The 22,216-nt window shown below is 63.7% G+C and carries 21 protein-coding genes and 2 pseudogenes; 13 read left to right on the top strand and 10 right to left on the bottom strand.

Annotated elements, in window-relative coordinates:
* Window positions 1-444: pseudogene (locus tag ACH2EI_RS06120) on the top strand (Cerebroside-sulfatase); the annotation flags it as partial.
* Between the two features lie 46 nt (window positions 445-490).
* Window positions 491-1,300, top strand: a complete 810-nt coding sequence (locus ACH2EI_RS06115) for a formylglycine-generating enzyme family protein (protein WP_395159453.1) — start codon at window positions 491-493, stop codon at window positions 1,298-1,300.
* Window positions 1,301-1,373: 73 nt separating this feature from the next.
* Here the strand turns inward: ACH2EI_RS06115 and ACH2EI_RS06110 are convergent, their stop codons facing one another.
* A complete protein-coding gene (locus ACH2EI_RS06110; RefSeq protein ID WP_395153025.1) occupies window positions 1,374-1,979 on the bottom strand; it encodes a TetR family transcriptional regulator in 606 nt (201 codons plus the stop codon).
* An 82-nt stretch (window positions 1,980-2,061) separates the two neighbouring features.
* Here ACH2EI_RS06110 and ACH2EI_RS06105 point away from each other — a divergent pair, with 82 nt between their 5' ends.
* The 4 genes from ACH2EI_RS06105 to ACH2EI_RS06090 all read left to right on the top strand — a co-directional run bounded on the left by ACH2EI_RS06105 (window position 2,062) and on the right by ACH2EI_RS06090 (window position 6,352).
* On the top strand, window positions 2,062-3,264 hold the full coding sequence (locus tag ACH2EI_RS06105; RefSeq protein WP_395153026.1) for a monodechloroaminopyrrolnitrin synthase PrnB family protein: 1,203 nt from the start codon (window positions 2,062-2,064) through the stop codon (window positions 3,262-3,264).
* Complete coding sequence (locus tag ACH2EI_RS06100) at window positions 3,261-4,370, top strand: aminotransferase class V-fold PLP-dependent enzyme (protein WP_395153027.1); 1,110 nt, start codon at window positions 3,261-3,263, stop codon at window positions 4,368-4,370. The genes ACH2EI_RS06105 and ACH2EI_RS06100 overlap by 4 nt, the downstream gene beginning before the upstream one ends.
* A gap of 193 nt (window positions 4,371-4,563) precedes the next feature.
* Window positions 4,564-5,202, top strand: a complete 639-nt coding sequence (locus ACH2EI_RS06095; RefSeq protein WP_395153028.1) for a DUF4389 domain-containing protein — start codon at window positions 4,564-4,566, stop codon at window positions 5,200-5,202.
* A 58-nt stretch (window positions 5,203-5,260) separates the two neighbouring features.
* Window positions 5,261-6,352 carry a pyridoxal-phosphate-dependent aminotransferase family protein gene (locus ACH2EI_RS06090; RefSeq protein ID WP_395153029.1) on the top strand — a complete coding sequence of 364 codons (1,092 nt, stop codon included), beginning with the start codon at window positions 5,261-5,263 and terminating at the stop codon, window positions 6,350-6,352.
* A gap of 12 nt (window positions 6,353-6,364) precedes the next feature.
* On the opposite strand, the gene ACH2EI_RS06085 is transcribed toward ACH2EI_RS06090, so the two are convergent.
* From ACH2EI_RS06085 to ACH2EI_RS06070, 4 genes are all read right to left on the bottom strand, one after another.
* Window positions 6,365-7,372, bottom strand: a complete 1,008-nt coding sequence (locus tag ACH2EI_RS06085; protein ID WP_395153030.1) for a biotin-dependent carboxyltransferase family protein — start codon at window positions 7,370-7,372, stop codon at window positions 6,365-6,367.
* Complete coding sequence (locus ACH2EI_RS06080) at window positions 7,369-8,046, bottom strand: allophanate hydrolase subunit 1 (RefSeq protein WP_395153031.1); 678 nt, start codon at window positions 8,044-8,046, stop codon at window positions 7,369-7,371. Before ACH2EI_RS06080 ends, ACH2EI_RS06085 begins: the two co-directional genes overlap by 4 nt.
* Window positions 8,043-8,810, bottom strand: a complete 768-nt coding sequence (locus ACH2EI_RS06075; protein WP_395153042.1) for a LamB/YcsF family protein — start codon at window positions 8,808-8,810, stop codon at window positions 8,043-8,045. Before ACH2EI_RS06075 ends, ACH2EI_RS06080 begins: the two co-directional genes overlap by 4 nt.
* Before the next feature lie 239 nt (window positions 8,811-9,049).
* A complete protein-coding gene (locus ACH2EI_RS06070) occupies window positions 9,050-10,426 on the bottom strand; it encodes a rhodanese-like domain-containing protein (protein ID WP_395153032.1) in 1,377 nt (458 codons plus the stop codon).
* Between the two features lie 158 nt (window positions 10,427-10,584).
* Between ACH2EI_RS06070 and ACH2EI_RS06065 the strand changes: the two genes are divergently transcribed.
* From ACH2EI_RS06065 to ACH2EI_RS06050, 4 genes are read left to right on the top strand one after another with little or no spacing between them, the layout of a single operon-like run.
* A complete protein-coding gene (locus ACH2EI_RS06065; RefSeq protein WP_395153033.1) occupies window positions 10,585-11,337 on the top strand; it encodes a GntR family transcriptional regulator in 753 nt (250 codons plus the stop codon).
* 52 nt (window positions 11,338-11,389) lie between these two features.
* Complete coding sequence (locus ACH2EI_RS06060) at window positions 11,390-11,890, top strand: hypothetical protein (protein ID WP_395153034.1); 501 nt, start codon at window positions 11,390-11,392, stop codon at window positions 11,888-11,890.
* A gap of 27 nt (window positions 11,891-11,917) precedes the next feature.
* Entirely contained in the window at window positions 11,918-12,259 is a 342-nt protein-coding gene (locus ACH2EI_RS06055; RefSeq protein ID WP_395159449.1) for a hypothetical protein, read from the top strand.
* A 30-nt stretch (window positions 12,260-12,289) separates the two neighbouring features.
* Entirely contained in the window at window positions 12,290-13,150 is an 861-nt protein-coding gene (locus ACH2EI_RS06050; protein ID WP_395153036.1) for a MaoC/PaaZ C-terminal domain-containing protein, read from the top strand.
* Window positions 13,151-13,160: 10 nt separating this feature from the next.
* On the opposite strand, the gene ACH2EI_RS06045 is transcribed toward ACH2EI_RS06050, so the two are convergent.
* The 5 genes from ACH2EI_RS06045 to hutU are packed head-to-tail and all read right to left on the bottom strand — an operon-like array spanning window position 13,161 to window position 18,852.
* Window positions 13,161-13,964, bottom strand: coding sequence for a 2OG-Fe(II) oxygenase (locus tag ACH2EI_RS06045; protein WP_395159451.1), 804 nt, complete (start codon window positions 13,962-13,964; stop codon window positions 13,161-13,163).
* Window positions 13,965-13,969: 5 nt separating this feature from the next.
* Entirely contained in the window at window positions 13,970-15,217 is a 1,248-nt protein-coding gene (hutI, locus tag ACH2EI_RS06040) for an imidazolonepropionase (protein ID WP_395153044.1), read from the bottom strand.
* Complete coding sequence (locus ACH2EI_RS06035; protein WP_395153037.1) at window positions 15,210-16,553, bottom strand: formimidoylglutamate deiminase; 1,344 nt, start codon at window positions 16,551-16,553, stop codon at window positions 15,210-15,212. Before ACH2EI_RS06035 ends, hutI begins: the two co-directional genes overlap by 8 nt.
* Entirely contained in the window at window positions 16,550-17,122 is a 573-nt protein-coding gene (gene def / locus ACH2EI_RS06030) for a peptide deformylase (RefSeq protein WP_395153038.1), read from the bottom strand. The genes ACH2EI_RS06035 and def overlap by 4 nt, the downstream gene beginning before the upstream one ends.
* Window positions 17,119-18,852: a urocanate hydratase gene (hutU, locus tag ACH2EI_RS06025; protein ID WP_395153039.1), complete on the bottom strand. Its 1,734-nt coding sequence runs from the start codon at window positions 18,850-18,852 to the stop codon at window positions 17,119-17,121. The genes def and hutU overlap by 4 nt, the downstream gene beginning before the upstream one ends.
* An 84-nt stretch (window positions 18,853-18,936) precedes the next feature.
* Here hutU and ACH2EI_RS06020 point away from each other — a divergent pair, with 84 nt between their 5' ends.
* The 3 genes and pseudogenes from ACH2EI_RS06020 to ACH2EI_RS06010 all read left to right on the top strand — a co-directional run.
* Entirely contained in the window at window positions 18,937-19,653 is a 717-nt protein-coding gene (locus tag ACH2EI_RS06020; protein WP_395159447.1) for a helix-turn-helix domain-containing protein, read from the top strand.
* Window positions 19,650-21,179: a histidine ammonia-lyase gene (gene hutH / locus ACH2EI_RS06015; protein WP_395153041.1), complete on the top strand. Its 1,530-nt coding sequence runs from the start codon at window positions 19,650-19,652 to the stop codon at window positions 21,177-21,179. The genes ACH2EI_RS06020 and hutH overlap by 4 nt, the downstream gene beginning before the upstream one ends.
* A 111-nt stretch (window positions 21,180-21,290) precedes the next feature.
* Window positions 21,291-22,076, top strand: a pseudogene (locus tag ACH2EI_RS06010) (citrate/2-methylcitrate synthase); the annotation flags it as partial.
* Window positions 22,077-22,216: the final 140 nt, after the last annotated feature.

Below are 22,216 nucleotides of genomic sequence, written 5' to 3'. Positions count from 1 at the left end.
ACGCTTGCGGCGCTCGCCGGGGCGACCCTGCCCGACGACCGAGTAATCGACGGCGACGACATCAGTCCGTTACTCGGCCTTGCAGGCAACGCAGTCGACGACGACCGGGACTTCTTCTTCATCCGCGGTGCGAATATTGGCGCCGTCCGACGGGGCCAGTGGAAACTGCACCTTGTTCGGAACGGTCAAGACGTTACTGAGCTCTACGACCTGACCGGTGACATCGGCGAACAGCACGATGTCGCCGCCAGGCACCCCGACGTCGTGGCCGCGTTGACGGCCAGCATCGAAGCAGGGCGCGCTGCGCTCGGCGACGAACGACTCGGCATCGACGGCTCCGAAATCCGCCCGATCGGACGTGTCGATGATCCGGTCCCGCTCACCGAGTTCGACCCGACGCATCCGTACTTCATGGCGGAGTACGACCTGCATCACCGTGGCTGACATCGACGCATCCACACTCATCGAACTCGAGGGCGGGCCATTTCGGATGGGGACCGACGACCCGTTCGGGTACCCCCAAGACGGTGAACAACCGAGTCGCACCGTCGACGTCAGCCCGTTCGCGATCAGCACAACAGCGGTCACCACCGGTGAGTTCGCCACGTTCGTCGATGCAACCGGACACCTCACCCAAGCTGAAACCGATGGTTGGTCGTTCGTCTTTGCCGGGCTGCTGCCGGAACCGTACGAAGACACAGCGGGCGTCGTCGGCGCCGAGTGGTGGCGGCAAGTGTTCGGGGCAACGTGGCGTCATCCGGAGGGGCGCCACAGTGACACGTTGACACGATCCGACCACCCGGTGGTCCACGTCAGCTGGAACGATGCGGTTGCGTACTGCGACTGGGCGGGTGTCCGTCTGCCGACTGAAGCCGAGTGGGAATTTGCTGCCCGAGGTGGGCTTGACCAGGCGACCTACCCATGGGGTGACGAACTTGATCCTGCTGGCGAACAGCGCTGCAACATTTGGCATGGAACATTTCCGTCCAACAACACCTGTGACGACGGCTGGTACGGCACCGCCCCAGTGAGAGCGTTCGAGCCGAACGGATACGGGTTGTTCAATGCGGTCGGCAACGTCTGGGAGTGGTGCGCCGATGCGTTCACTCGTCGGCCATCATCAGCCGCGGTCATCCCTTGCTGCGCACCGAACAGGCAGGCCCCGTCGTCGCCGCGCACCATGAAGGGCGGGTCGTACCTCTGTCACGACTCGTACTGCTTTCGGTACCGGGTCGCCGCGCGCAGCTCCAACACCCCAGACACGGCAACGGGGAACATCGGCTTTCGAATCGCCCGCTGACCGGTCACACTGTGCCAGGCACAGTGTGACCGCCGCTGATTGTTGATGGCTCTCCGCCTGGCGAGTTCGTTGCTCAGTCAGGGGACGGCGTAGCGAGCACCGCCCGTGTCACGTAGTTGGCAATCTTTTTCGCCGACCACCCGAGACGCTGCAGGTCGAGCACTTCGCGTGGGTCGCTCGTGATATTCCAGGTGAACAGCATCATCGTCACGTCACCGTCGAGTAGTTGCAGGAGCGGTTCGATCAGGCTGCACGCGAATGCGATCACCGGGTCGCCGTCATTGCGCCGTTGCAGGAACCCCAGAGGCGAACGAAGGCGAACGGCCAGCTCGCCATGCTCGAGGCATGCCGCGACCCAACTCTCGTTCCAACGAGTGAGCGAGTCGAGTGGGTCGGCTGATTGTCCGCCTGATTCTGCGAACAGCTCGGCTGCTCGGACGGGAAGCTGGAGCACGAACGCCTGAATGAGATCGTCGACCGAAGCGAAGTGCCGATATGCGGTCGCTGCCGACACGCCTGCCGCGGCTGCGACATCAACGAGCCGCTCAGGCGGTGCCGAGTGGTCTCCCATCCAGACCTGAACAGCGTCGATCAACCGCTCCCGCGATCGCCGGCTGTCGGATCGTGCCGAGACCGTACGCCCGGCCAGGCCGGCGAAATCTGCGTTTCCATTGGCCACGTTCGCAGGCTACAGTTCGTAATGAACAGAGAATCGGTTCTCATTTCTTGACGAACTGCTCTCCCACCGATTTCGAGGCCCCATGACCGACGCCCGCCAACATTCAACGACGACACCGCGTGTCGCTGCGTTCGACGCCTGGATCCGCAGCCGGTTCGTCGATCTCAATACGGCACTTGAAGACCGGTACGCCCAGCAAGGCAACCGGTCGAACGTCGACGGCATCGGCGACGATCTGAAGGCGAGCCTGCTCGAAGAGGGGCGGGACCTCATCGTGCCGATCCTCGAAGAAGGCAACACCGACGAAGGATTCGATCTTGCCTTCGAACTCCTCGGCAACGTCGGCTACTACATGGCCGCGTGTCGTCGTCACGAGATCACCGAGCCGTCCCGTGAACGTACCTCCCCGCTCGTCGAGGCCTCGACACTCGCCCTCCATCTCGGTGCCACGCTCGGCACCGCCCCACGGTTCGTCACGAGCCACATGGAGACCTATAACCGAGCGGTCGACGGTCGGTACCGCACCTTCACATGGCGCGAGGCCGAGACGACCTTCCTCGACTACAACACGCGCTCCGCCTTCAAGTACATGCGTGCCGCCGATGCACTCGGCCACATCCACCCGATGGGCGTGTCGCACCCTGCCGTGCACGACCTCCTCATCGTTGCCAAGGACGCGCTGACCGACGCCATGACGATGAACACAGAACTCGGCCAGATGCTCAACGTCGACGAGTTCTTCTTCTGCGTCCGGCCCTACTACCGGCCCCACCGAGTTGGAAGCACCGAGTACCGCGGCGCCAACGCCGGCGACTTTGCCGCCTTCAACCAGATCGACATGCTGCTCGGGCTCTGTAGCCCGACCGACCTGTCGTACAACCAGGTCGTCGCCGAGAAGTTCCCGTACCTCACACCCAGCGAGCAGCAGCAACTCCGTGCCGCCTACCGGCACCCGAACCTGCTCGACACGTTCCTCGGCCAGCAAGCGTCGAGCGGCCAACCATGGTTCCAGAAGCACGCCGCAGCGTTTCTCGATGTCTGCACGGCGCACGGGGCCGCGGCAGCACAGCATCACGACGACCTCGTCGCCAACTTCATTCAACGTCCTGCCGACGGCATCCCACCAGAGCATCTCGACGGCCTCACTGCAAGCGGTCCACCACTGCCGATCTTGATGCGATCGCTCGAAGGACTCCGCGATCGACGACTCGCCGCCGACCGTGACGACATTCCGACACGCCACGCCGACATCGCTGCGCTCCGCCAACTCCTGGCTCCGCAATGACCGAGCCGGAAATCTTTACCGACCCCTTCGCCCACCGTGAGGGAACGTATCTTCTCAGCCATTCGGTCGGCCTCCCGGTGCGCGGCATGCGCGAGGCAGTGGGTGGTGCCCTCGACGTCTGGGAACACGACACGGCTGCGGTGTGGTCACAGTGGCTCAGCATCATCGACAGGTTCCGCACGTCGCTGGCACATCTCCTCGGAGCCGACGCCTCATCAATCTGCCCGCAGAGCAACGTGTCGAGCGGCCTCACCAAGATCCTCGGCGCACTCCGCAAAACGTTCGATGTCGATCGACCCGTCGTCTTACTCACCGAGGACGCCTTCCCATCAGTCGGCTACGTCTGCGAACACGCCGGATACGACGTGCGCTTTATCGACATTGACGAGGACGCTCTCGATCCTGCGACCTGGCAGCGGCACCTCACGAATGTCGATGTCGCCATCGTGACGCAGGTTCATTCGAACACCGGTGAACTGCTGCCCGTCGACGCAATCGCCGAGGTCGCTCGAGCAGCCGGCGCACTGTCGATCGTCGACACAGCCCAGTCGGTCGGCATCATCCCGATCGACGTGTCGAATGCTCGGGCCGACTTCATCGTCGGGTCGTGCGTCAAGTGGTTGAGCGGCGGCCCCGGCGCCGGATGGCTGTGGGCCCGCCCCAACATGATCGACCGGTGCGAACCAGACGATGTCGGCTGGTTCTCCCACGACGATCCGTTCGAGTTCGACATCCACGAGTTCCGCTACGCCGACGATGCACTCCGGTTCTGGGGCGGCACCCCAACGGTCTTGCCGTACGCCGCGGCCCGCCACTCGATCGATGTGATCGCGAAGGTCGGCATCACCGCAGTTCACGAGCACAACCAGCAGCAGATCGACGCGCTGATCGGCGCACTCGGCCATCTCGTGGTCAGCCCGCACGATCCGCGCGTTCGCAGCGGGACGTGCATCGTCACCGGGACCGACAACGATGTCACCCGGCTCGCCGATGCCGGCATCTTCGTCGATGCTCGGCGCGGTGGCTTGCGAATCTCACCACACCTACACACGACGTCTGACGACATCGAACACACCATCGCAGAGCTGAGAACTCGGCCGTCCTGACTGAAATTGGGGGATCGTTCCAGGTCGGTCATCACGGTCGAGTCGCGACCGGGTTTGCCCAGCCACGCATCGTTCTGGCGACGCTCAGCCCTGTGACATGCTGTATCCAATGACGAACGATGGCAGCACACCATTCGCCCCTCCGCCTCCACCTCCGCCACCACCACCGCCCCAAACTGGTGAGCCGGGTGGAGTGCCCCTGTCCGTCTCGTACCCGGCCAGGCTGGACATTCGATACCCAGAGCAGCTCAACCGCGTCACCACTGCGTTTCGCCTGATCCTGATCATCCCGATCGCGATCGTGCTCCGCGTCCTGAGCGGCAGCGGAACCCAGACCTCGCAGGCGGTCAGTGGAGAATGGGTCTCGACCACAACAACGAGCGTCGGTGGTGCTCTCTTCGGTGCGACGTTGTTGATGATCCTGTTCAAGAAGCGCTACCCGCGCTGGTGGTTCGACTTCAACTTGGAACTCACGCGTTTCATCGCCCGCGTCGGCGCATACATGGTGCTGTTGACCGACACCTACCCGTCGACTGTCGAACATCAGGACGTTGTACTGGACATCGACTACCCAGACGTGGAACATGATCTGATGCGCGGGCTCCCCCTCGTGAAGTGGTTTCTTGCCATCCCCCACTACATCGTGCTGTTCTTCCTGGCGATCGGGATGTTCTTCGTCGTCATCGTTTCCTGGTTCGCAATCCTGTTCACCGGCCGATACCCGCGAGGCCTCTTCGACTATGTCGTTGGCGTCGGTCGGTGGGCGCTGCGTGTCAACGCCTACGCGTTCCTCTTGACGACTGACAGGTACCCGCCGTTCTCACTCCGGTGACAAGCAAGCGGTTCCAGCGGTTGCGTTGATCGATTTTCGAGGCAATACAGTCGCCTCCATGACGTTGTCTGACCGCATCCTGATGGGCCCTGGCCCGTGCAACCCGTATCCCGAAGCCGTTCAGGCGCTCGGCAAGCCGATGCTCGGACACCTCGATCCGGAGTTCATTGCCCTACTCGATGAGACCAACGCGCGCCTCCGCACGGTTTTCGGCACGTCGAATGCGCTCACCTTCCCGGTCTCGGGCACCGGTTCGGCTGGTATGGAAGCGGCGATCGTCAATTTCGTTGGGCCTGGTGACACTGTCGTCGTCGGCGTGAACGGCGTGTTCGGCGGACGCATGGTCGATGTCGTTGGACGCACCGGTGCCAAAGCAATTGCCGTCGATCACGACTGGGGTCAGCCGATCGACGTTGACCGTATGGTCGCAGCCCATCCGAACCCGGCGATGTTCGCGATGGTCCATGCCGAGACGTCCACCGGGGCGCAGAGCGATATCGCAGCGATGGGTGCGAGAAAAGGCGACGCATTATTCCTCGCCGACTGCGTCACGTCACTCGGCGGCGTCGACTTGCGCGTCGACGAATGGGGTATCGATATCGCCTACAGCGGTACCCAAAAATGCCTCGGGGTCTCACCTGGTCTCGCTCCGCTCACGGTGTCGGATCGTGCGATCGAGCGCATTCTGCCGAAGCCGCAGTCGTGGTACCTCGACCTCAACATGATCGCCGGGTACGTCACCGGCTCTGGCGCTCGGGCATATCACCACACTGCTCCGATCTCGATGATCATGTCGCTGCACGCTGGCCTCGGCGTCGTACTCGACGAAGGTCTCGACGAAGTTCGCGCCCGTCACCAGGCTGCTGGCGATGCCGTCAAGGCGGGGATGCAAGGGCTCGGTTTCGAACTGTTCGCAGCAGAGGGGCACCGCTTGGCGCCACTCAGTTCGATCTCGATCCCGGAGGGCCGCCTCGGTTCGTTCAGCGAAGCCGAGGTGCGAACGCAACTGCTCCGTGACTACGGCATCGAGATCGGAGGTGGGCTCGGCCCGGTGGCCGGCAAGGTCTGGCGCATCGGCACCATGGGCCACACCGCCCGCCAGCGCAACGTCACGACGCTGTTGGGAGCGCTCGCCGACATCCTCGACTGAGGCACCGCCGGCTCAGCCGGCGCCGACGTCGCCGATCAGGTCGGTCTCGGCAAGGCGCCGAGCCAACTGGCGTGTGCGCAGCAATTCGTCGTTGAAGAACTTCTCGGACGCCGCTGCGTGTGTACGCACTCTCGTGATGGCCTCGGCTGGCGTGACGGGGACGAACCGGACGGAGTCGCCTGGCCTGAGCTGACAGAAGGCATCGAGATCGGCGCCGACGACCGTGGCAATCTTGGGGTAACCCCCGGTTGTCTGATGGTCGGCGAGTAGCACCGTTGCCACGCCATCACCAGCCACTTGCACCGAGCCGCGGACGATGGGCTCGGACGGAATCGACAGTGCTGCATCGAGGTCGAGGTGCGGCCCGTCGAGACGCACGCCCATCCGATCGAACTCTTCGGTGAGCGCGAATGGGACCGTGACGAAATGCTGCAGTGCTTCGGCGGTGAACCGGTGGTCCTGCGGGCCAAGAACGACCCGAACGACGCCGTCGATGAGACTATTGCCCGGGAAGATTGCGACCGGACCGTCGAGGAGCGGATCCGCTCGCGCCGCTGCTACCCCGACGTCGAGGCCGGCAGTCACGTGGCCGCCACCGAGCCCGGACAGCGAGTGTGTTGCCGTGTGCCCGAGCCATCGTGGTATTGCGAGCTCACCGGCAACGGCCAGGTAGGCCCAGCTACCACTCGGCCCCGATGCAACCGCGAGCTGGTCCCCCGGTACAAGGGTCACCACGATGTTCGGCCCGATCGCTGCACCATTCACCGCGGTGCGGAACCTCCCACCGACGACTGCGACCGTCATGCTCGACCCGACGCATTCGAACGATGCGCCCGCACGCGACACCTCGACAGTGGTCGCGCCAGCCGGGTTGCCGAGCACGACATTCGCAATGGCGTGCGCAGTTCGATCCATCGGTCCGGACGCTGGAATACCGTGGCGGAGATGCCCGAGACGACCGCGGTCTTGAAACGTGACGAGTGGGCCCGCCGCCACGACACGCAGCGATGCCGTGTTCATGTCGTCGCCTTGTATTCGTCGAGTGTGATGCGATCAAACACGATCTCGTCTCCCGGTCGAAAGGCGAACGGTTCGTCGGACTGGTCGGGAAGCACTCGGAAGTGCGTGCGGCCGATCACGGACCAGCCGGTCGGCATCTCGATCGTGGTGATCAAGCACTGTCCGCCAGCGATAATCACGCTGCCAGCAGGAACGCCACGCACCGGCTGCTGCTTGCGGGGCACGTTGATCGGATCTGGCACACCTGACAGGTAGGCATAGCCGGGAGCGAAGCCGTACATGACCACTCGGTACGACCCGGAGAGGTGCGCCTCGACCACGCCGTCTGGGCTGAGCCCGCTGTGCACAGCGACCGCTTCAAGATCGGGAGCGACCCCGAGGTCGTAGCAAACCGCAACGTGATGACGGCTCGGCTCGCCAACCGCTCCGCTCGTCGTGTCGAGCAGGTTGATCGCGGCGCGTACGACGTCGTGATCGGTGACGAGCGGATCAAAGACGACGAGCACGCTGACGTACGCCGGCACGGTTTCGACGATGCCGACGACACGGCGCTCGTCGATCGCTCTGTTGATTGCCTGGTCGAGTGCGATGACCTGACGATTGGCCTGCTCGGTGAACTCAGATGCGAGTTCGATGAGCAGAGCGCTGTCACCAACCGGAGCGAACCGGTTCACAACGTGGCAGCGAAGCTCCGCAGCTCGACGCCGGCGGTGAGAAGACGCGAACGAAGTTGTGTTGTCATGTCGACGGCACCTGGCGAGTCGCCGTGGACACAGACCGAGTCGGCCGCCAATGGAATCGGTGCTCCATCGACCACCGGCATCAGGCCCGTTTCAAGAAATCCGAGTAGCCGATCGGCTGCCTCTGCGGGGTCGTGAATCAGCGCACCAGGTTGGCTGCGCGGAACCAGTTGACCGCTGGCCTGGTAGCCGCGATCGGCAAACACTTCAGAAAACACCTGCGCACCGGCCCCCCGGGCGGCATGCTCGATCTCGGTGCCGGAGATCGCCAGGATCGCCAGCCGTTCGTCGAGCTGCAGAACGGTGTCGACGAGGACCCGAGCTACGGCAGCGTCACCGGCGGCCAAATTGGCGAGCGCGCCGTGGGCTTTCACGTAGCGCACCTCGACGGCCGCCAAGCGAGCGATCGACGTCAACGCGCCAATCTGAGCGGCGATCATGCGGGCCATCTCGTCAGGCGACATGGGGATGATGCGGCGGCCAAACCCGGCACGGTCGGCGTAACCCGGGTGTGCTCCAACGACCACATTGTTCTTGCCGGCAACGGCGAGGGTGTTGAACATCGTGTCCGGGTCGCCGGCGTGCCCGCCACAGGCAATGTTCGCGCTGGTGACGATCCCCAGCATGGCTGCGTCGTCGCCCATCGACCACGGGCCATAACCCTCGCCGAGATCCGCATTGAGATCAATTGATCGCATCATCGGTCACGATCTTCGGCGGCTGCGCCCAAGAATGCAAGTGCACCTGCCACTGCGAGCTTCGCATCGGGGCAGACCCACTCGACCCCGATGTGGCGTACGTGCTCTCTCGCCGCGCTGGCAACCGCAGCGGCCAGACCACCGCAATCATGCAAAAGCTCGGCTTCTCGTCGGTGCAAGATATCGACGGTGGCAGCCTTGCATGGCAGGCCGCTGGCCTGCCCCTCGCTACCAAGAGATCAGACGGCCTGTGCGTTCTGCCAGGCGCCATATCCGCCCAAAATGTCGGAGACGTCGGCAAAGCCCGCTTCACGCAGCACGCTGGCCGCCACCGACGAGCGGTAACCGCCGGCGCAATAGACAACGGTCGGTGCCGACGGATCGAGTTCTCCGAGCCGCTCCGGGAGCTGGCCGACCGGGATGAATTGCGCCCCGTCAATCGCACCGAGTGCCACTTCGCCAGGGTTGCGAATGTCGAGCAGTTGGAGCCCGTTGATCATGTTGCGGCGAGCATCGAAGTCTTCCGCCGTCAGACGCGACGCTTGACGGACCCGTTCGGGAAGGTCAAGCATCACCACCGTCGGGAACTGCACGAATCCGGCGACACGGTCGAAGCCGATTCGAGCAAGCCGGTTCTTGGCCTCGGTCTCAAAGCCGTCGTCGACCACGAGGACGATGTCGACATCGTGCGGGACGACCGATCCGGCGAACTCGGCGTAGCGGCCATTCAGGCCAACGTTGATCGAACCGTCGAAATACCCGCGCGCAAACTCTTCGGGGTCACGACCGTCGATGATCATCGCCCCGTTTGCAACCAAGGCATCCGCTTCGTCAAGCGTGAGCGCCTGCGGAGCAGCACCCTCGTCGAGGAGCTCTCGGTCACGCCGATTGAGATCGGCGTCGAAGGCAAAGTACCCGGGCGGCGGCGTTTGCCCCTCGGTGACCAGGTCGACGAACGTTTCTTTGCTGTCGGCGAGCAGCGCGTAGTTCGTCGATCGCTGGACCCCGATGGTTGACCAGGTGTCGGTCGAGAGGTTTTTGCCACAGGCAGAGCCAGCACCGTGAGCGGGATAGACCCGAGTGCTGTCGGGAAGTGTGAGGAGCTGTTCGTGGAGGCTGTCGTACAGGCTCGCTGCCAGATCTTCACGGCTGTGGCCGACCGACGAAAGCAGATCGGGCCGACCGACATCGCCGATGAAGAGCGTGTCGCCGGTCAGCACTGCGTAGGGCTCTTCGCTCGTCGAGCCATCCCACACCACGATGCTGATCGACTCGGGAGTGTGGCCGGGGGTGTGCCGAATCTCGAGCACGACATCTCCGAGGTCGATTCGCTCACCATCAGCGAGCTTTCGTGATTCGAAGTCCGTGCGTGCGACGTCGGAGTAGGCAATCGCGGCACCAGTCGCCGCAGCGAGCTCGAGATGACCCGACAGGAAGTCGGCGTGGAAGTGCGTCTCAATGACCAGTTCGATCGTCAGGCCCGCGGCGTCAGCGTCACGAACGTATTCATCGATGTCTCGGCGCGGATCAACGACAACCGCTCGACCTGTGGCTTCATCACCGATGAGGTACGAGGCCTGCGAGAGACACTCAAGGTAATACTGCGTGAACTTCATGCTGGCGTCCGATCTGTTCGGCTATATGAACGAATATACGTACATTTAGATCAGGAGTCAACATCGGTTCAGAGTGCCTTGCTCCGCATAGAGTCTGTTTGTACGGATGTTCTGATAAATAGCACTCTGACGTCATCTGGACGTCGGCGGAGGATCTCATGACCCTTGACAGAACCAGCCCGATGCCACTGTGGGCACAACTCGAGTCTGAACTCAAGCGACGCCTCGACGCGGGCGAGTTCAACGACCGATTCCCGACCGACAGCGAGCTTGTCGCGGAGTACGAGGTCAGCAGGCACACTGTCCGCGAATCGATTCGCCATCTCAACAAGCGCGGGATTCTGCGGCGTGAACGCGGTCGCGGCACCGTTGTCAACCAGAGTGAGTTCGTCCAACCGCTCGGTGCGCTGTACAGCCTGTTCGAGTCGATCGAATCATCCGGTGTCGCGCAGCGCAGCAAGGTCCTGGCCCTCGAAGAGCGCAGCGACGAAACCATCGCCGTGCAACTCGGCCTGCCAGCCGACGCGCCGCTGCTCTACCTCGAACGCATCCGGTACGCCGGAAACGAAGCCCTGGCCCTTGATCGGGCCTGGCTGCCGATGGCAGTGGCCGGGCCGATCATCACCAGCAACTTCGAGCGCACGGCGCTCTACGACGAACTCGAGCGATGCTGCGGCGTTCGGCCGGACGCTGGGTGGGAGCGGATCGCACCACTGAACCCACAGCCGGCCGAACGGGCGCTGCTGGAGATGCGCCGTGGTGACGCAGCCTTCTTTCTCGAACGACTCAGCACAGCAAAGGGACGTCCCATCGAGTGGCGCACCACGACCGTTCGCGGCGATCGCTACCACTTCATCTCAAAGTTCGAGGCCGGCGTGGCCCCGACGCTCGCAGCAACCGCCAAGACGTGAGCAACTCAGTCGGCTGATCAACGAGCATCGGCGCTTTGCTACGTTCGGCACGGTGACCGTCGACAGCTACGCGTTCCTCCCGAGGGCCTTCCGAACGATGTTCGAAGCCGCACCCCGGTTCGAACACGAGCCGGTGTGGGCCGACTTCACCAAGCCACTGAACGAAGCACGGATCGGGCTCCTGTCGAGTGCCGGCATTTTCATCCAAGGTGAACAGGACGGGTTTGACATCGAGCGCGAGCGGCGCGAGCCCACATGGGGCGACCCGACGCTTCGGCCCATCCGATCCGATGTCAACCAAGCAGACATAGGTGCGACACACCTCCATATCCGCACGGATGACCTCCTCCACGACATCAACGTGGCACTGCCGATCAATCGACTCGACGAGTTGGTGGCCGACGGCCGCGTCGGCTCCGCTGCACCCGAGCACTTCTCGGTGATGGGCTTCCAGGAAAACGGTGCCGAAGTCTGGCGCACGACGACGGGGCCAGAAATCGCAGCTCGCTGTCACGCAGCTGAAATCGACGCGCTGATCCTCGCTCCGGCTTGACCGGACTGCTGCAAAAACGTGCCCGTGTTGGCGCGAATCATCGAAGCTGCAGGCGTCCCGACCGTAACGGTCACGATGATGCCGATTCTGTCCGACAAGTACCGATCGTCACGGACGCTCGGCGTCCAGTTCCCCTTCGGGCACTCCTTCGGGGCTGTTAACGACCGCGCGATGCAGCGGCGCACGCTCGACGCGGCACTCCAACTTCTGATCAACGCACCCGGCCCTGAGGCTCGAGTCGATGTCGACGAGCAGTGGCCCGGCGACGTTCGTGAGGCGTACAAAAACTGGCAGCCGGACGAGCCAAGCCCGATCGTGCTGCGCAGCATGGAAATGATCCGCCAGGCGTCCCAGAGTGGCACGATCTGACACATGCCGGTACCTGCTGCTCTCCTTAACATGTCGCTGACGCCTGTCGTCCATGACATCGACGAGCGGTGGGTAATGGCCTACGCGGCTGCGCTCGGTGATCACTCCGACCGCTACCTCGACACCACTCGCCGCGACGGTGTGGTTGCCCACCCCCTGTTTCCGGTCGGCCCCGAATGGGAAGCAATTGTCGCGTCGCGTTCGATGTCTGAACCGCTCGGCATGACTCGAGCCGAGGTCTTGACCGGCGTCCACGCAACCCACGACCTCACCGTGCACCGTCTCGTCCGACCCGGCGATCGTCTGTCGACCCAACTTTCCATCGTCGGAGTCACCGACATTTCCCCCGGCGCCAAGGTCACCACTCGACTCATCACCGTCGACCAGGACGGACAGCCCGTTGCCACCACGACTCAGGATGCCATCTACCTAGGCGTTCCGACCGACAACGTCAACCACCCGGACCCGACGCCCCCACCTGCGATACCCGCATCGGAACGTCACGGCGATCCAGTCGTGACGACTGTCGATGTCGCGGCAGGCGCTGCTCACGTCTACACGGAATGTGCACGAATCTGGAATCCGATCCACACCGACCGCGCCGTTGCCCAGGCCTCCGGGCTGCCCGACATCATCTTGCACGGCACCGCCACGCTTGCCCAGGGGATTACGGCCGTCATCAATCACCGAGCAGACGGCAACCCCGAACTCGTGCGCCGTGTCGCAGGCCGGTTCGCCGCCATGGTGGAACTCCCGTCGACGATCACCGTCAAGGTCTGGCCGGCCAACCAGACACCCGATGGGAACATGACGGTTCCGTTCGAGGTGTACAACGCTGCCGGAGTCGCCGCCGTGAAAGACGGGCTTGTCGTGCTCGGCACCTCGCCCTAACCAGCCCGACTCAGGCGGTACGGCCGTAGAAGGTGGTGCGTGCCGATTCTGACAGAGCGACACCGGGCCGGTCGTTGTAGGCAAACACGACGAGCAGGCGCGTGGTGCCACCTTCGGTCGGCGTGACGCGGTGGATGGCGTTGCGGCCGCGGAACAGCACGAGGTCGCCGGGTTCAAAATCAAGCGTCTGCACCGGCTCATCGCCGTCGAGAATTTTGCCGACCCGTTCGAATGCCATGTCGCCAGCGTCGGCATTGCGGACTGCTGGTACGTGTTCGAAGTGCGCCCCGCCCTCGGCAGCCTGCAACAACATCGTGACGGCAAAGGACGAATTGTCAAAGTGCCAGCCGAGTTCCATACCTTCGGACGCGAAGTGCACGTTGATCGATGACATGTCATCGGCAGAGGGGTGCACATTGTCGATACCGAGCACACCACAGAGGAACGAACGGAACAGCGCGTCGTTGTAGATGTCACGCAGCGGCGAGGCGTGGGGGATCTCGTCATCGGCAATCAAACCCTTGCTGCTTTTCACTTGCCGGTTGAACGGATGCGCCCCATCGAGCGACGGGTCAGCAGGCGTGAGGTACACATTGTGCGTTTTGCCGGCGTAGTAGGCATCGCCCTCGCGGGGTGCTGACTGAGCAACGATCTGCTCGATCGTCGCGGCGCGAGCGAAGCCAGCCAGCACCAGGGCGCCGTCGTTGTCGAGACGCTGACGACACTCAGCAATGTACGACTCGTCGTCGATGGGGTGCCGGTCTGTGTCGAGGTACGCATTGCTGTCGGCGCTGCTGTCTGCGCTGCGGTGGATGAGAGTCACCTGGTACTTCCTCTCTGTGGTCGGATTGGATCGAGCGATCCGAGTGGTCCGATCGTCTGGCGAATCAGGGGGACGCCTGGCCGGTAGGCCAGGTGGTGGTGTGTCGGAGCGTCGAGGATGGTCGCGTGGCCGGCCGACCCCGGCGTGAGTCTGCCGACATCGGTGCGACGAAGCGCCGCAGCGCCTCCGAGAGTAACTGCTTGGACCGCTTCGTCGATCGTCATGCCCATCTCGCGAACAGCGATGGCTATACAAAATGAGATCGAGGTCGTGTAGCTCGATCCGGGGTTGCAGTTGGACGCCAATGCAACAGTGGCGCCGGCATCAATCACCCGGCGCGCGTCGCCATACGGCTGCCGTGTCGAGAAGTCGGCTGCCGGGAGAAACGTGGCGACCGTGTCGCTGCCGGCCAACGCTTCGATGTCGCTATTAGAGAGATACGTGCAGTGATCAACTGACGCGCACCCGCAGTCGACAGCAAGTTGGACACCTGGGCCGTGGCCGAGTTGGTTGCCGTGAAGGCGCAGCCCGAGCCCGGCGGCCCGGCCCGCCTCGAGGACCGCTCGCGATTGGTCAGCGTCGAAGGCGCCCGTTTCGCAGAAGGCATCGACCCACTTGGCGTGCGGCTGTGCTGCGTCGAGCATTTCGTTGCAGACCAGGTGGATGTAGTCGTCGGCACGGCCTTCGAACTCAGCGGGCAGGAGGTGTGCCCCGAGGAACGTCGATTCCGTGGTGTATCTCCGGGCGATCTCGACGCTCCGGGTTTCGTCGGCAACGTTGAGGCCGTATCCCGACTTGATCTCGATCGTGGTGGTGCCAGCACGGTGTGCCTCGGCCAGTCGTTGGCGAACCAGGCCATCGAGCGCGCCAGTCGACATGTTGCGCGTAGCGTCGGTGGTCACGCGGATGCCGCCGCCGTCATAGGGCTGGCCGGCCATGCGTGCGGTGAACTCTTCGGCACGGTCACCAGCGAAGACAAGATGGGTGTGGGAGTCGACGAACCCGGGCAGCACGCATGCACCGTCGGCGTCAATGCGGTCGTCGGCAAGCGCTCCAGCCGGCCCGACATACTCGATGACGCCGTCGACGATCACGACCGACGCGTTGTCAATGATGCCGAGCGAACCGCGGCCGAGTGTCGGGTCGTTGGTGATGAGCGAACCAATGTTGTCGATCGCGAGTGATCGCTGTGTCGGTGTCGGCGTCGGTGTCGGCGTCGGTGTCGGTGTCGGTGTTTCAGGCATCATCCATGAGCTCCTTGATTGCAACATCGAGTTCGGCAGCCACGTCGATCGTCGAGTGACGTCCCTCGGAAATGATGTGGCGGCCATCGACGTACACGTCGGTCACGTCGGTCGCAATTCCAGCAAAGACCGCTGTTTCGACAGCGCCCCCGATGGTCGTCCCAGCGGTCCGAACCGAGTCGAGCCGCATGGTGACGAGATCGGCCCTGTTCCCAACTGCGATCGAACCGGCGTCGTTCCAGCCAAGGCTGCGATGACCGTTGATCGTTGCCATGTCCAACAGACAGGATGCAGGGTGGACACCGCGTTCGTTGCTGCGGAGGCGCTCGTCGAGTTCGAGGGCCCGAGCCTCTTCGAACAGATCGATCACTGCGTGCGAGTCGGAGCCGAGCGACATTTCAATACCTCGCTCGGCGAAGCGGCTCGTGGGTCCAATGCCATCACCGAGATCTCGTTCGGTGGTCGGGCACATCACGACCATTGCTGCCGCGGCGGCGAGCCGCTCGATGTCATGCCCAGACAGATGCGTTGCGTGAACTGCCGAGAAGCGGTTGGTCACGACACCCGATGCTGCGAGTACTTCGATCGGCGACGACCCGTGGTACGCCATGCAGGCCTCGTTCTCTGCGACCTGCTCCGAAACGTGAGCGTGCAGCGGAGCCTGGCGGGTTGCAGCCCAGTCGGCAACGAGCTGCATCGATCGAGGGTCGACAGCACGGACCGAGTGAATCGCTGCACCAATCCGGTGCGTGTTCCCGCTGCCAAGTCGATTGAGCCGGTCGGCCCAGGCGATGGCAGTTCCGTCACTAAATCGTTGCTGGACTCCGAACGGTTCGTTGTATCCGCTCACCCCGCAACCACCGTGGAGATACAACGTGTCAAGCAGTGTGATTCGGATGCCAACGTCGTCCGCCGCGGCGAGGAGCGCCACACTCATTTCGTTGGGATCGGAGTACTGCGTGCCATCGAGCTGGTGGTGGAGATAGTGGAACTCGCCGACGCAACTCACACCGGCCAACGCCATCTCGGCGAACACTGCGCGAGCCAGTCGACGGTAGGAGTCAGGCTCGAGTCGTTCAGCGGCGCGGTACATCAGGTCACGCCACGTCCAGAAGGTGCCCCGGTCGGCTTGGGTGCGTGACCGGAGTACCCGGTGAAAGGCATGGCTGTGGGCATTGGCCAGGCCCGGCATCGTGAATCCACTGAGTCGTGTTGCGCTACCCGGCTCGGCGTCGGCGGTGATCGTTGCGAATCGGCCGTCGAGGATGTCGACCAGCACGCCGCGTTGCGGCCGCCCGTCGACCAGCGCCGACTCGCACCACACCTGGGTGTTCACGAGCCGACGCGCTCCACAAATGCGGTGATCCGCTCAACAAAGGCGGCGCGGTGAAACTCGTTGAACTCGTCCCAGGTAGCCAGCGTGGATGGATCGGTGACGCGGTCGATAAACAGCACACCGTCGAGGTGGTCGCATTCGTGTTGCCAGGTGCCAGCGGTCAGGCCCCGTTTGATTTCGTCGTGTTCGACGCCGTCGCGGTCGAGATACCGCACTCGGATGTTGACGTGTCGGTCCACGTTGCCACGCAGCGGAACCGAGAGACAGCCCTCGTTCACCTCGACCAGTTCGTCGTCGAGCGGTTCGATGATCGGATTGATCGCAACCGTCAGCGGAATGGGCGGTTTGTACGGATATCGGGGGTTGTCGCCAACCTCCAGCACCGCGACCCTGAGCCGCTCGTTGATCTGCGTGGCCGCAAGGCCCGCACCGTTGGCATGGCGCATTGTCTCGATGAGGTCATCGATCAGTGTCTGGATCCGATCACTTGCGATCTCCTCGGCCGGCACCTCACTGGCGATGACGCGCAGCGTGGGGTGACCAATCGAGAGAACTGGCCGAACCGTCATTGCTCGCTCGTCAGGCCATCCGTTGCCGGCTCCGTGGCTCCGGCTTGCATCGGGCTGCCCTTCATCGGAATGACCACGCCCCGCTCGTCAGCGACCTCGATGGCCCGTTCGTAGCCGGCATCGACGTGGCGGATCACACCCATGGCGGGGTCGTTGGTGAGCACGCGTTCCAGCTTCTCGTCTGCGAGTGCCGTGCCGTCCGCGACGCTCACCTGGCCGGCGTGGATCGATCGACCGATGCCGACTCCCCCACCGTGATGGATGCTGACCCAGGTGGCGCCAGAACAGGTGTTGACGAGGCCGTTCAGAAGCGGCCAATCGGCAATGGCATCGGAGCCGTCGATCATTGCTTCGGTCTCGCGGTAAGGCGAGGCGACTGATCCGGAGTCGAGGTGATCACGCCCGATGACGATCGGAGCCTTCAGCTCGCCTGAACGAACCATCTCGTTGAAGCGAAGCCCAAGACGGTGCCGCTCGCCGTAACCGAGCCAGCAGATTCGCGCGGGCAGGCCTTGGAAAGCAACGCGTTCGCCAGCCAGCTTGATCCAGCGATGGAGGCCTTCGTTGTCGGGGAACTCTTCGAGCACCGCTTTATCGGTGGCTGCGATGTCGGCCGGATCGCCCGACAGTGCAACCCAACGGAACGGTCCGAGCCCCTCACAGAACAGGGGCCGGATGTACGCGGGCAGGAAACCGGGGTAATCGAACGCCCGCTCGAAACCGCCCAGTTTCGCCTCGGCGCGCAGGCTGTTGCCGTAGTCAAAGACCTCGGCGCCAGCGTCCATGAACCCGACCATGGCCGCGCAGTGGGTGGCCATGGCGGCACGCGATCGACGCGTGAACTCGGCCGGGTCGGTGCGCTTCAGTTCCGCAGCAGCCTCGGGCGTGAGGTCATTGGGCATGTAGCTCAGCGGGTCGTGCGCGCTGGTTTGATCGGTGACGATGTCAGCATCGACCTTGTCGGCGAGGAGTCGCGGCAAGATGTCGGCGGCGTTGCCGAGGAGACCCACCGACAGCGGTGTGCGGCTGGCCTTTGCCTCGTGCACACGGCGCACAGCGCTGATGTAGTCGGGGGCGATCTCATCGAGGTAGCGATGATCGACGCGCCGCTGCAGCATGCGCTGGTCGCAGTCAATGACGAGCACAACGCCGTCGTTCATGGTGACTGCCATCGGCTGCGCGCCGCCCATTCCGCCAGCACCGGCGGTGATCGTGAGGGTGCCGGCGAGGGTGCCATTGAAACGTTTGCGGGCAATCTCGGCAAAGCACTCGAAGGTGCCCTGCAAGATGCCCTGGGTGCCGATGTAGATCCACGAGCCGGCGGTCATCTGGCCGTACATGGTGAGGCCTTGCTGTTCGAGGCGGCGAAACTCGTCCCAGTTCGCCCAGTCGGGCACGAGGTTCGAGTTGGCAATGATCGCTCGCGGCGCCCACTCGTGGGTCCGCATCACGCCAACCGGCTTGCCGGACTGCACCAGCATCGTCTCGTCGCGCTCGAGCGTCTGCAGGGTGCGGAGCATGGCGCGGTACGAATCCCAGTTCCGCGCCGCACGGCCCGTACCGCCGTACACGACGAGTTCGTCGGGGTTTTCCGCGACCTCAGGGTCCAGGTTGTTCTGCAACATCCGGTAGGCGGCCTCCTGCGGCCACCCTTTGCAATTCAGCTTGGTACCGCGCGGCGCGCTGATGCCGGTGATGGGCGTTCCGATCGGGCCAAACGAAGAACTCATGCCTTGCAGTCTGCGCGCAATGACTCTAGTCTGTCAACAGATCACATTCATTGTCATTAGGTGACATTACGTAGAGAAGGCCACATGGCTTCCACGACCAGCACGACGACCGCTCCGAGCAGCGACCGGGAACGCGACCAAACGGGCGTCCCACGTTCGATCGGTCGGGTGCTCGACCTCTTCGAGATCGTGCTCGCCGAGCGCAACTGCAACCTCACCGCCGCAGCAAACGCATCCGCGCTCACGCTGACCACCGCGTTGCGGTACCTCCGAGCGCTCGAAACTCGCGGCTACGTCGACCGCGACGAGTCGGGCGACTTCTCGGCGGGCCCGACCATCTTGCGAATTGCTGCTTCCTTGCGTGGCGGCACCGTCCTTGACCGCCTGGCCACTATCGCTCAACCGCACCTCGACGAACTTGCCCGGCGCAGTGGCGAATCGACCTACCTCGCTGTGAGCGATGGTCGCACCGGCACCTATATCGCAACCGCCGAGAGCCCCCGTGCAATCCGCCACGTCGGCTGGGTCGGCCAGGACGTCACCCTGCGCGGCTCCGCGCTCGGCGCCGCGCTCGACGAACCCGGCACCACGGCCACCCGAACCGGCGCCGTCGAGGCTGACATCACCGCGATCAGCCGGGCACTTGCGTCGACCGGCAAGCTCGGCTTGGCGATCTCGATCGTCGGCCCCGAGTACCGCTTCGGGATTGACGAACGGACCGACCACGAAGCGTCAATCGCTGCGGCCGTCGACGCATTTGCGCACGAACTGCGCACCAATGGAGAGGACTACACATCATGACCATCCACCTCGACGGCCCCGGCGTCACCATCGCCGACGTTGCCGCCGTCGCCCGCGAATCCGAACCAGTCGAACTGACCGCAGCGGCGGTCGAACGAATGGCCGCTGCCCGAGCAGTCGTCGAACAACTCGCTGAAGGCGCCCCCAAGTACGGCATCTCGACTGGCTTCGGTGCACTCGCCACCGTCTCCATCCCACCCGACCGCCGCCGTGCACTCCAGGTCGCGCTCATCCGCTCCCACGCTGCCGGCATGGGCGACCCGGTCGAAGACGAAGTCGTGCGCGCCATGGTGTTCCTCCGAGCGCGCACGCTCGCTCTCGGCAACAGTGGGGCGCGCCCACTCGTTGCACAGGCGATGGTCGACATCCTCAACGCCGGCATCACACCGATAGTCCCCGAGTACGGCTCGCTCGGGGCCAGCGGCGACCTTGCGCCACTCGCCCACGGAGCGATGGCGCTTCTCGGCGAAGGTGACGTCATCTACGGCGGAAAGGTGAGACCCGCCGCCGAGGCACTTGCGGCCGCCGGCCTCAAACCCATTGAGCTCGCCGAGAAAGAGGGCCTCGCTGTCACCAACGGCACCGATGCCATCTTGGGCATGCTGTGCCTTGCCATTACCGACATCGAGCGCCTGCTCAGCCAGGCCGACATGATCACCGCGATGACCGTTGAGGGGCTTCTGGCCACCGACACACCCTTCGCTGCTGACCTCCAAGCACTTCGCCCACAACCCGGCCAAGCAGTGAGCGCGGCGAATCTCCGAGCCATGCTCGCCGGCTCCCCGATCGTCGCCAGCCACAACAACGATGACGACACCCGCGTCCAGGACGCCTATTCCATCCGCTGCACGCCGTCGGTTCACGGCGCCGTCCGCGACACTCTCGAGCACTGCCGCTTCGTCGCCCGCAACGAGCTCGCATCAGCGATCGACAACCCGATGGTGCTTGCCGACGGCCGTGTCGAGTCGTGTGGCAACTTCCACGGCGCACCACTCGGATTCGCTGCCGACTTCCTCGCCATTGCGGTCTCCGAGATCGGAGCGATTGCCGAACGGCGAATGGACCGCATGCTCGACAAGACCCGCAGCCACGGCCTCCCGCCCTTCCTCGCCCACGAAGTCGGCGTCGACAGCGGCCTGATGATCGGCCACTACACGGCAGCAGCCATGGCTTCGGAGAACAAGCGCCTCGCCGCACCAGCATCGGTCGACTCACTCCCGACGTCAGGCATGCAGGAAGACCACGTGTCTATGGCCTGGCTCGCGGTCCGCAAACTGCGCAAGGTGGTCGACAACGTTCGCCGCATCCTTGCAGTCGAATACGTCTGCGCCGCTCGAGCAATCGAATTCCGCGCGCCGCTGGCGCCGTCGCCGGCAACCGGCGCGCTGCTTGCACTGCTGCGCGTCGACGTTGATGGCGCTGGCCCCGACCGATACCTCGCCCCCGAACTCGCTGCGGCAGAAACCCTCCTCAATTCATCTGCACTGGCCGATGCACTCGACGTGATCGGAATCAGTCTCGACTGAACCCCGACTTTTTGCGCTCGGTACGATAAAGGGTCAACATCCAGTTCTGGAAGAACAGCGCTATCCGTTGAAGTCGAACATTCTGTATCTCACCCGAACGAGGAACCACCAGTGACCAACTCCGTGACAATCACCGACAACCGCACCGGCCAGACCGTCGAAATCCCCGTCGAAGGCGGAGGCATCGACATGGCTGCGATCCAGAAGCTCATGCCCGGCACCTGGGTACTCGACCCGGCATTCACTGGCACAGCATCAACCACCTCGACAATCACCGATCTCGATGGGGCCAACGGCATCCTCCGATATCGCGGGTATCCGATCGAACAACTGGCCGAGAACTCGACGTTCCTCGAAGTGTCCTATCTCCTGCTCCACGGTGAACTGCCAACGCAACCTGAACTCGATGCTTGGGTGCAAGACGTCCGCCACCACACCTTCATCCACGAGAACATGCGCAAACGGTTCACCGAGGGCTTCCACTACGACGCTCATCCCATGGGCATGTTGATGTCCGCGATTGCTGGCCTGTCGACCTACTACCCCGAGGCCAAAGACGTCCTTGACCCAGACACCCGTCACCGTCAGATCGTGCGGCTCATCGCAAAGACCCCGACACTTGCTGCACTCGCGTACCGCGCCAGCATCGGCATGCCCTTCGTCTACCCCGATAACGATCTGAGCTACCCCGAGAACTTCCTCTCGATGATGTGGCGCATCGCCGAACCGCAGTACAGGCCCGATCCGGTGCTCACCAAGGCGTTGGATGTCCTGCTCATCCTGCATGCCGACCACGAGCAGAACTGCTCCACCTCGACAATGCGTATGGTCGGCTCGTCACACGCCGACCCATACTCTTCAGCTGCGGCGGCAACCTGCGCCCTGTACGGCCCCCGTGTGTTGCGTCTGACTTCGTGTCGCAGTTCGCGTCGAGTTTCAGTCAGCATGTGAGGGTCCTCGATCGAGCCTGAGGAGGCACGTGTGAGTACTCAACCTGGACGTAAGAAGAGGCGGTTCCTGGCACCGCAAGAGAAGTT

It is taken from the genome of Ilumatobacter sp. (assembly GCF_041688325.1).
Taxonomy (GTDB): domain Bacteria; phylum Actinomycetota; class Acidimicrobiia; order Acidimicrobiales; family Ilumatobacteraceae; genus Ilumatobacter_A.
This window is presented reverse-complemented; position numbering and strand designations above follow the sequence as displayed.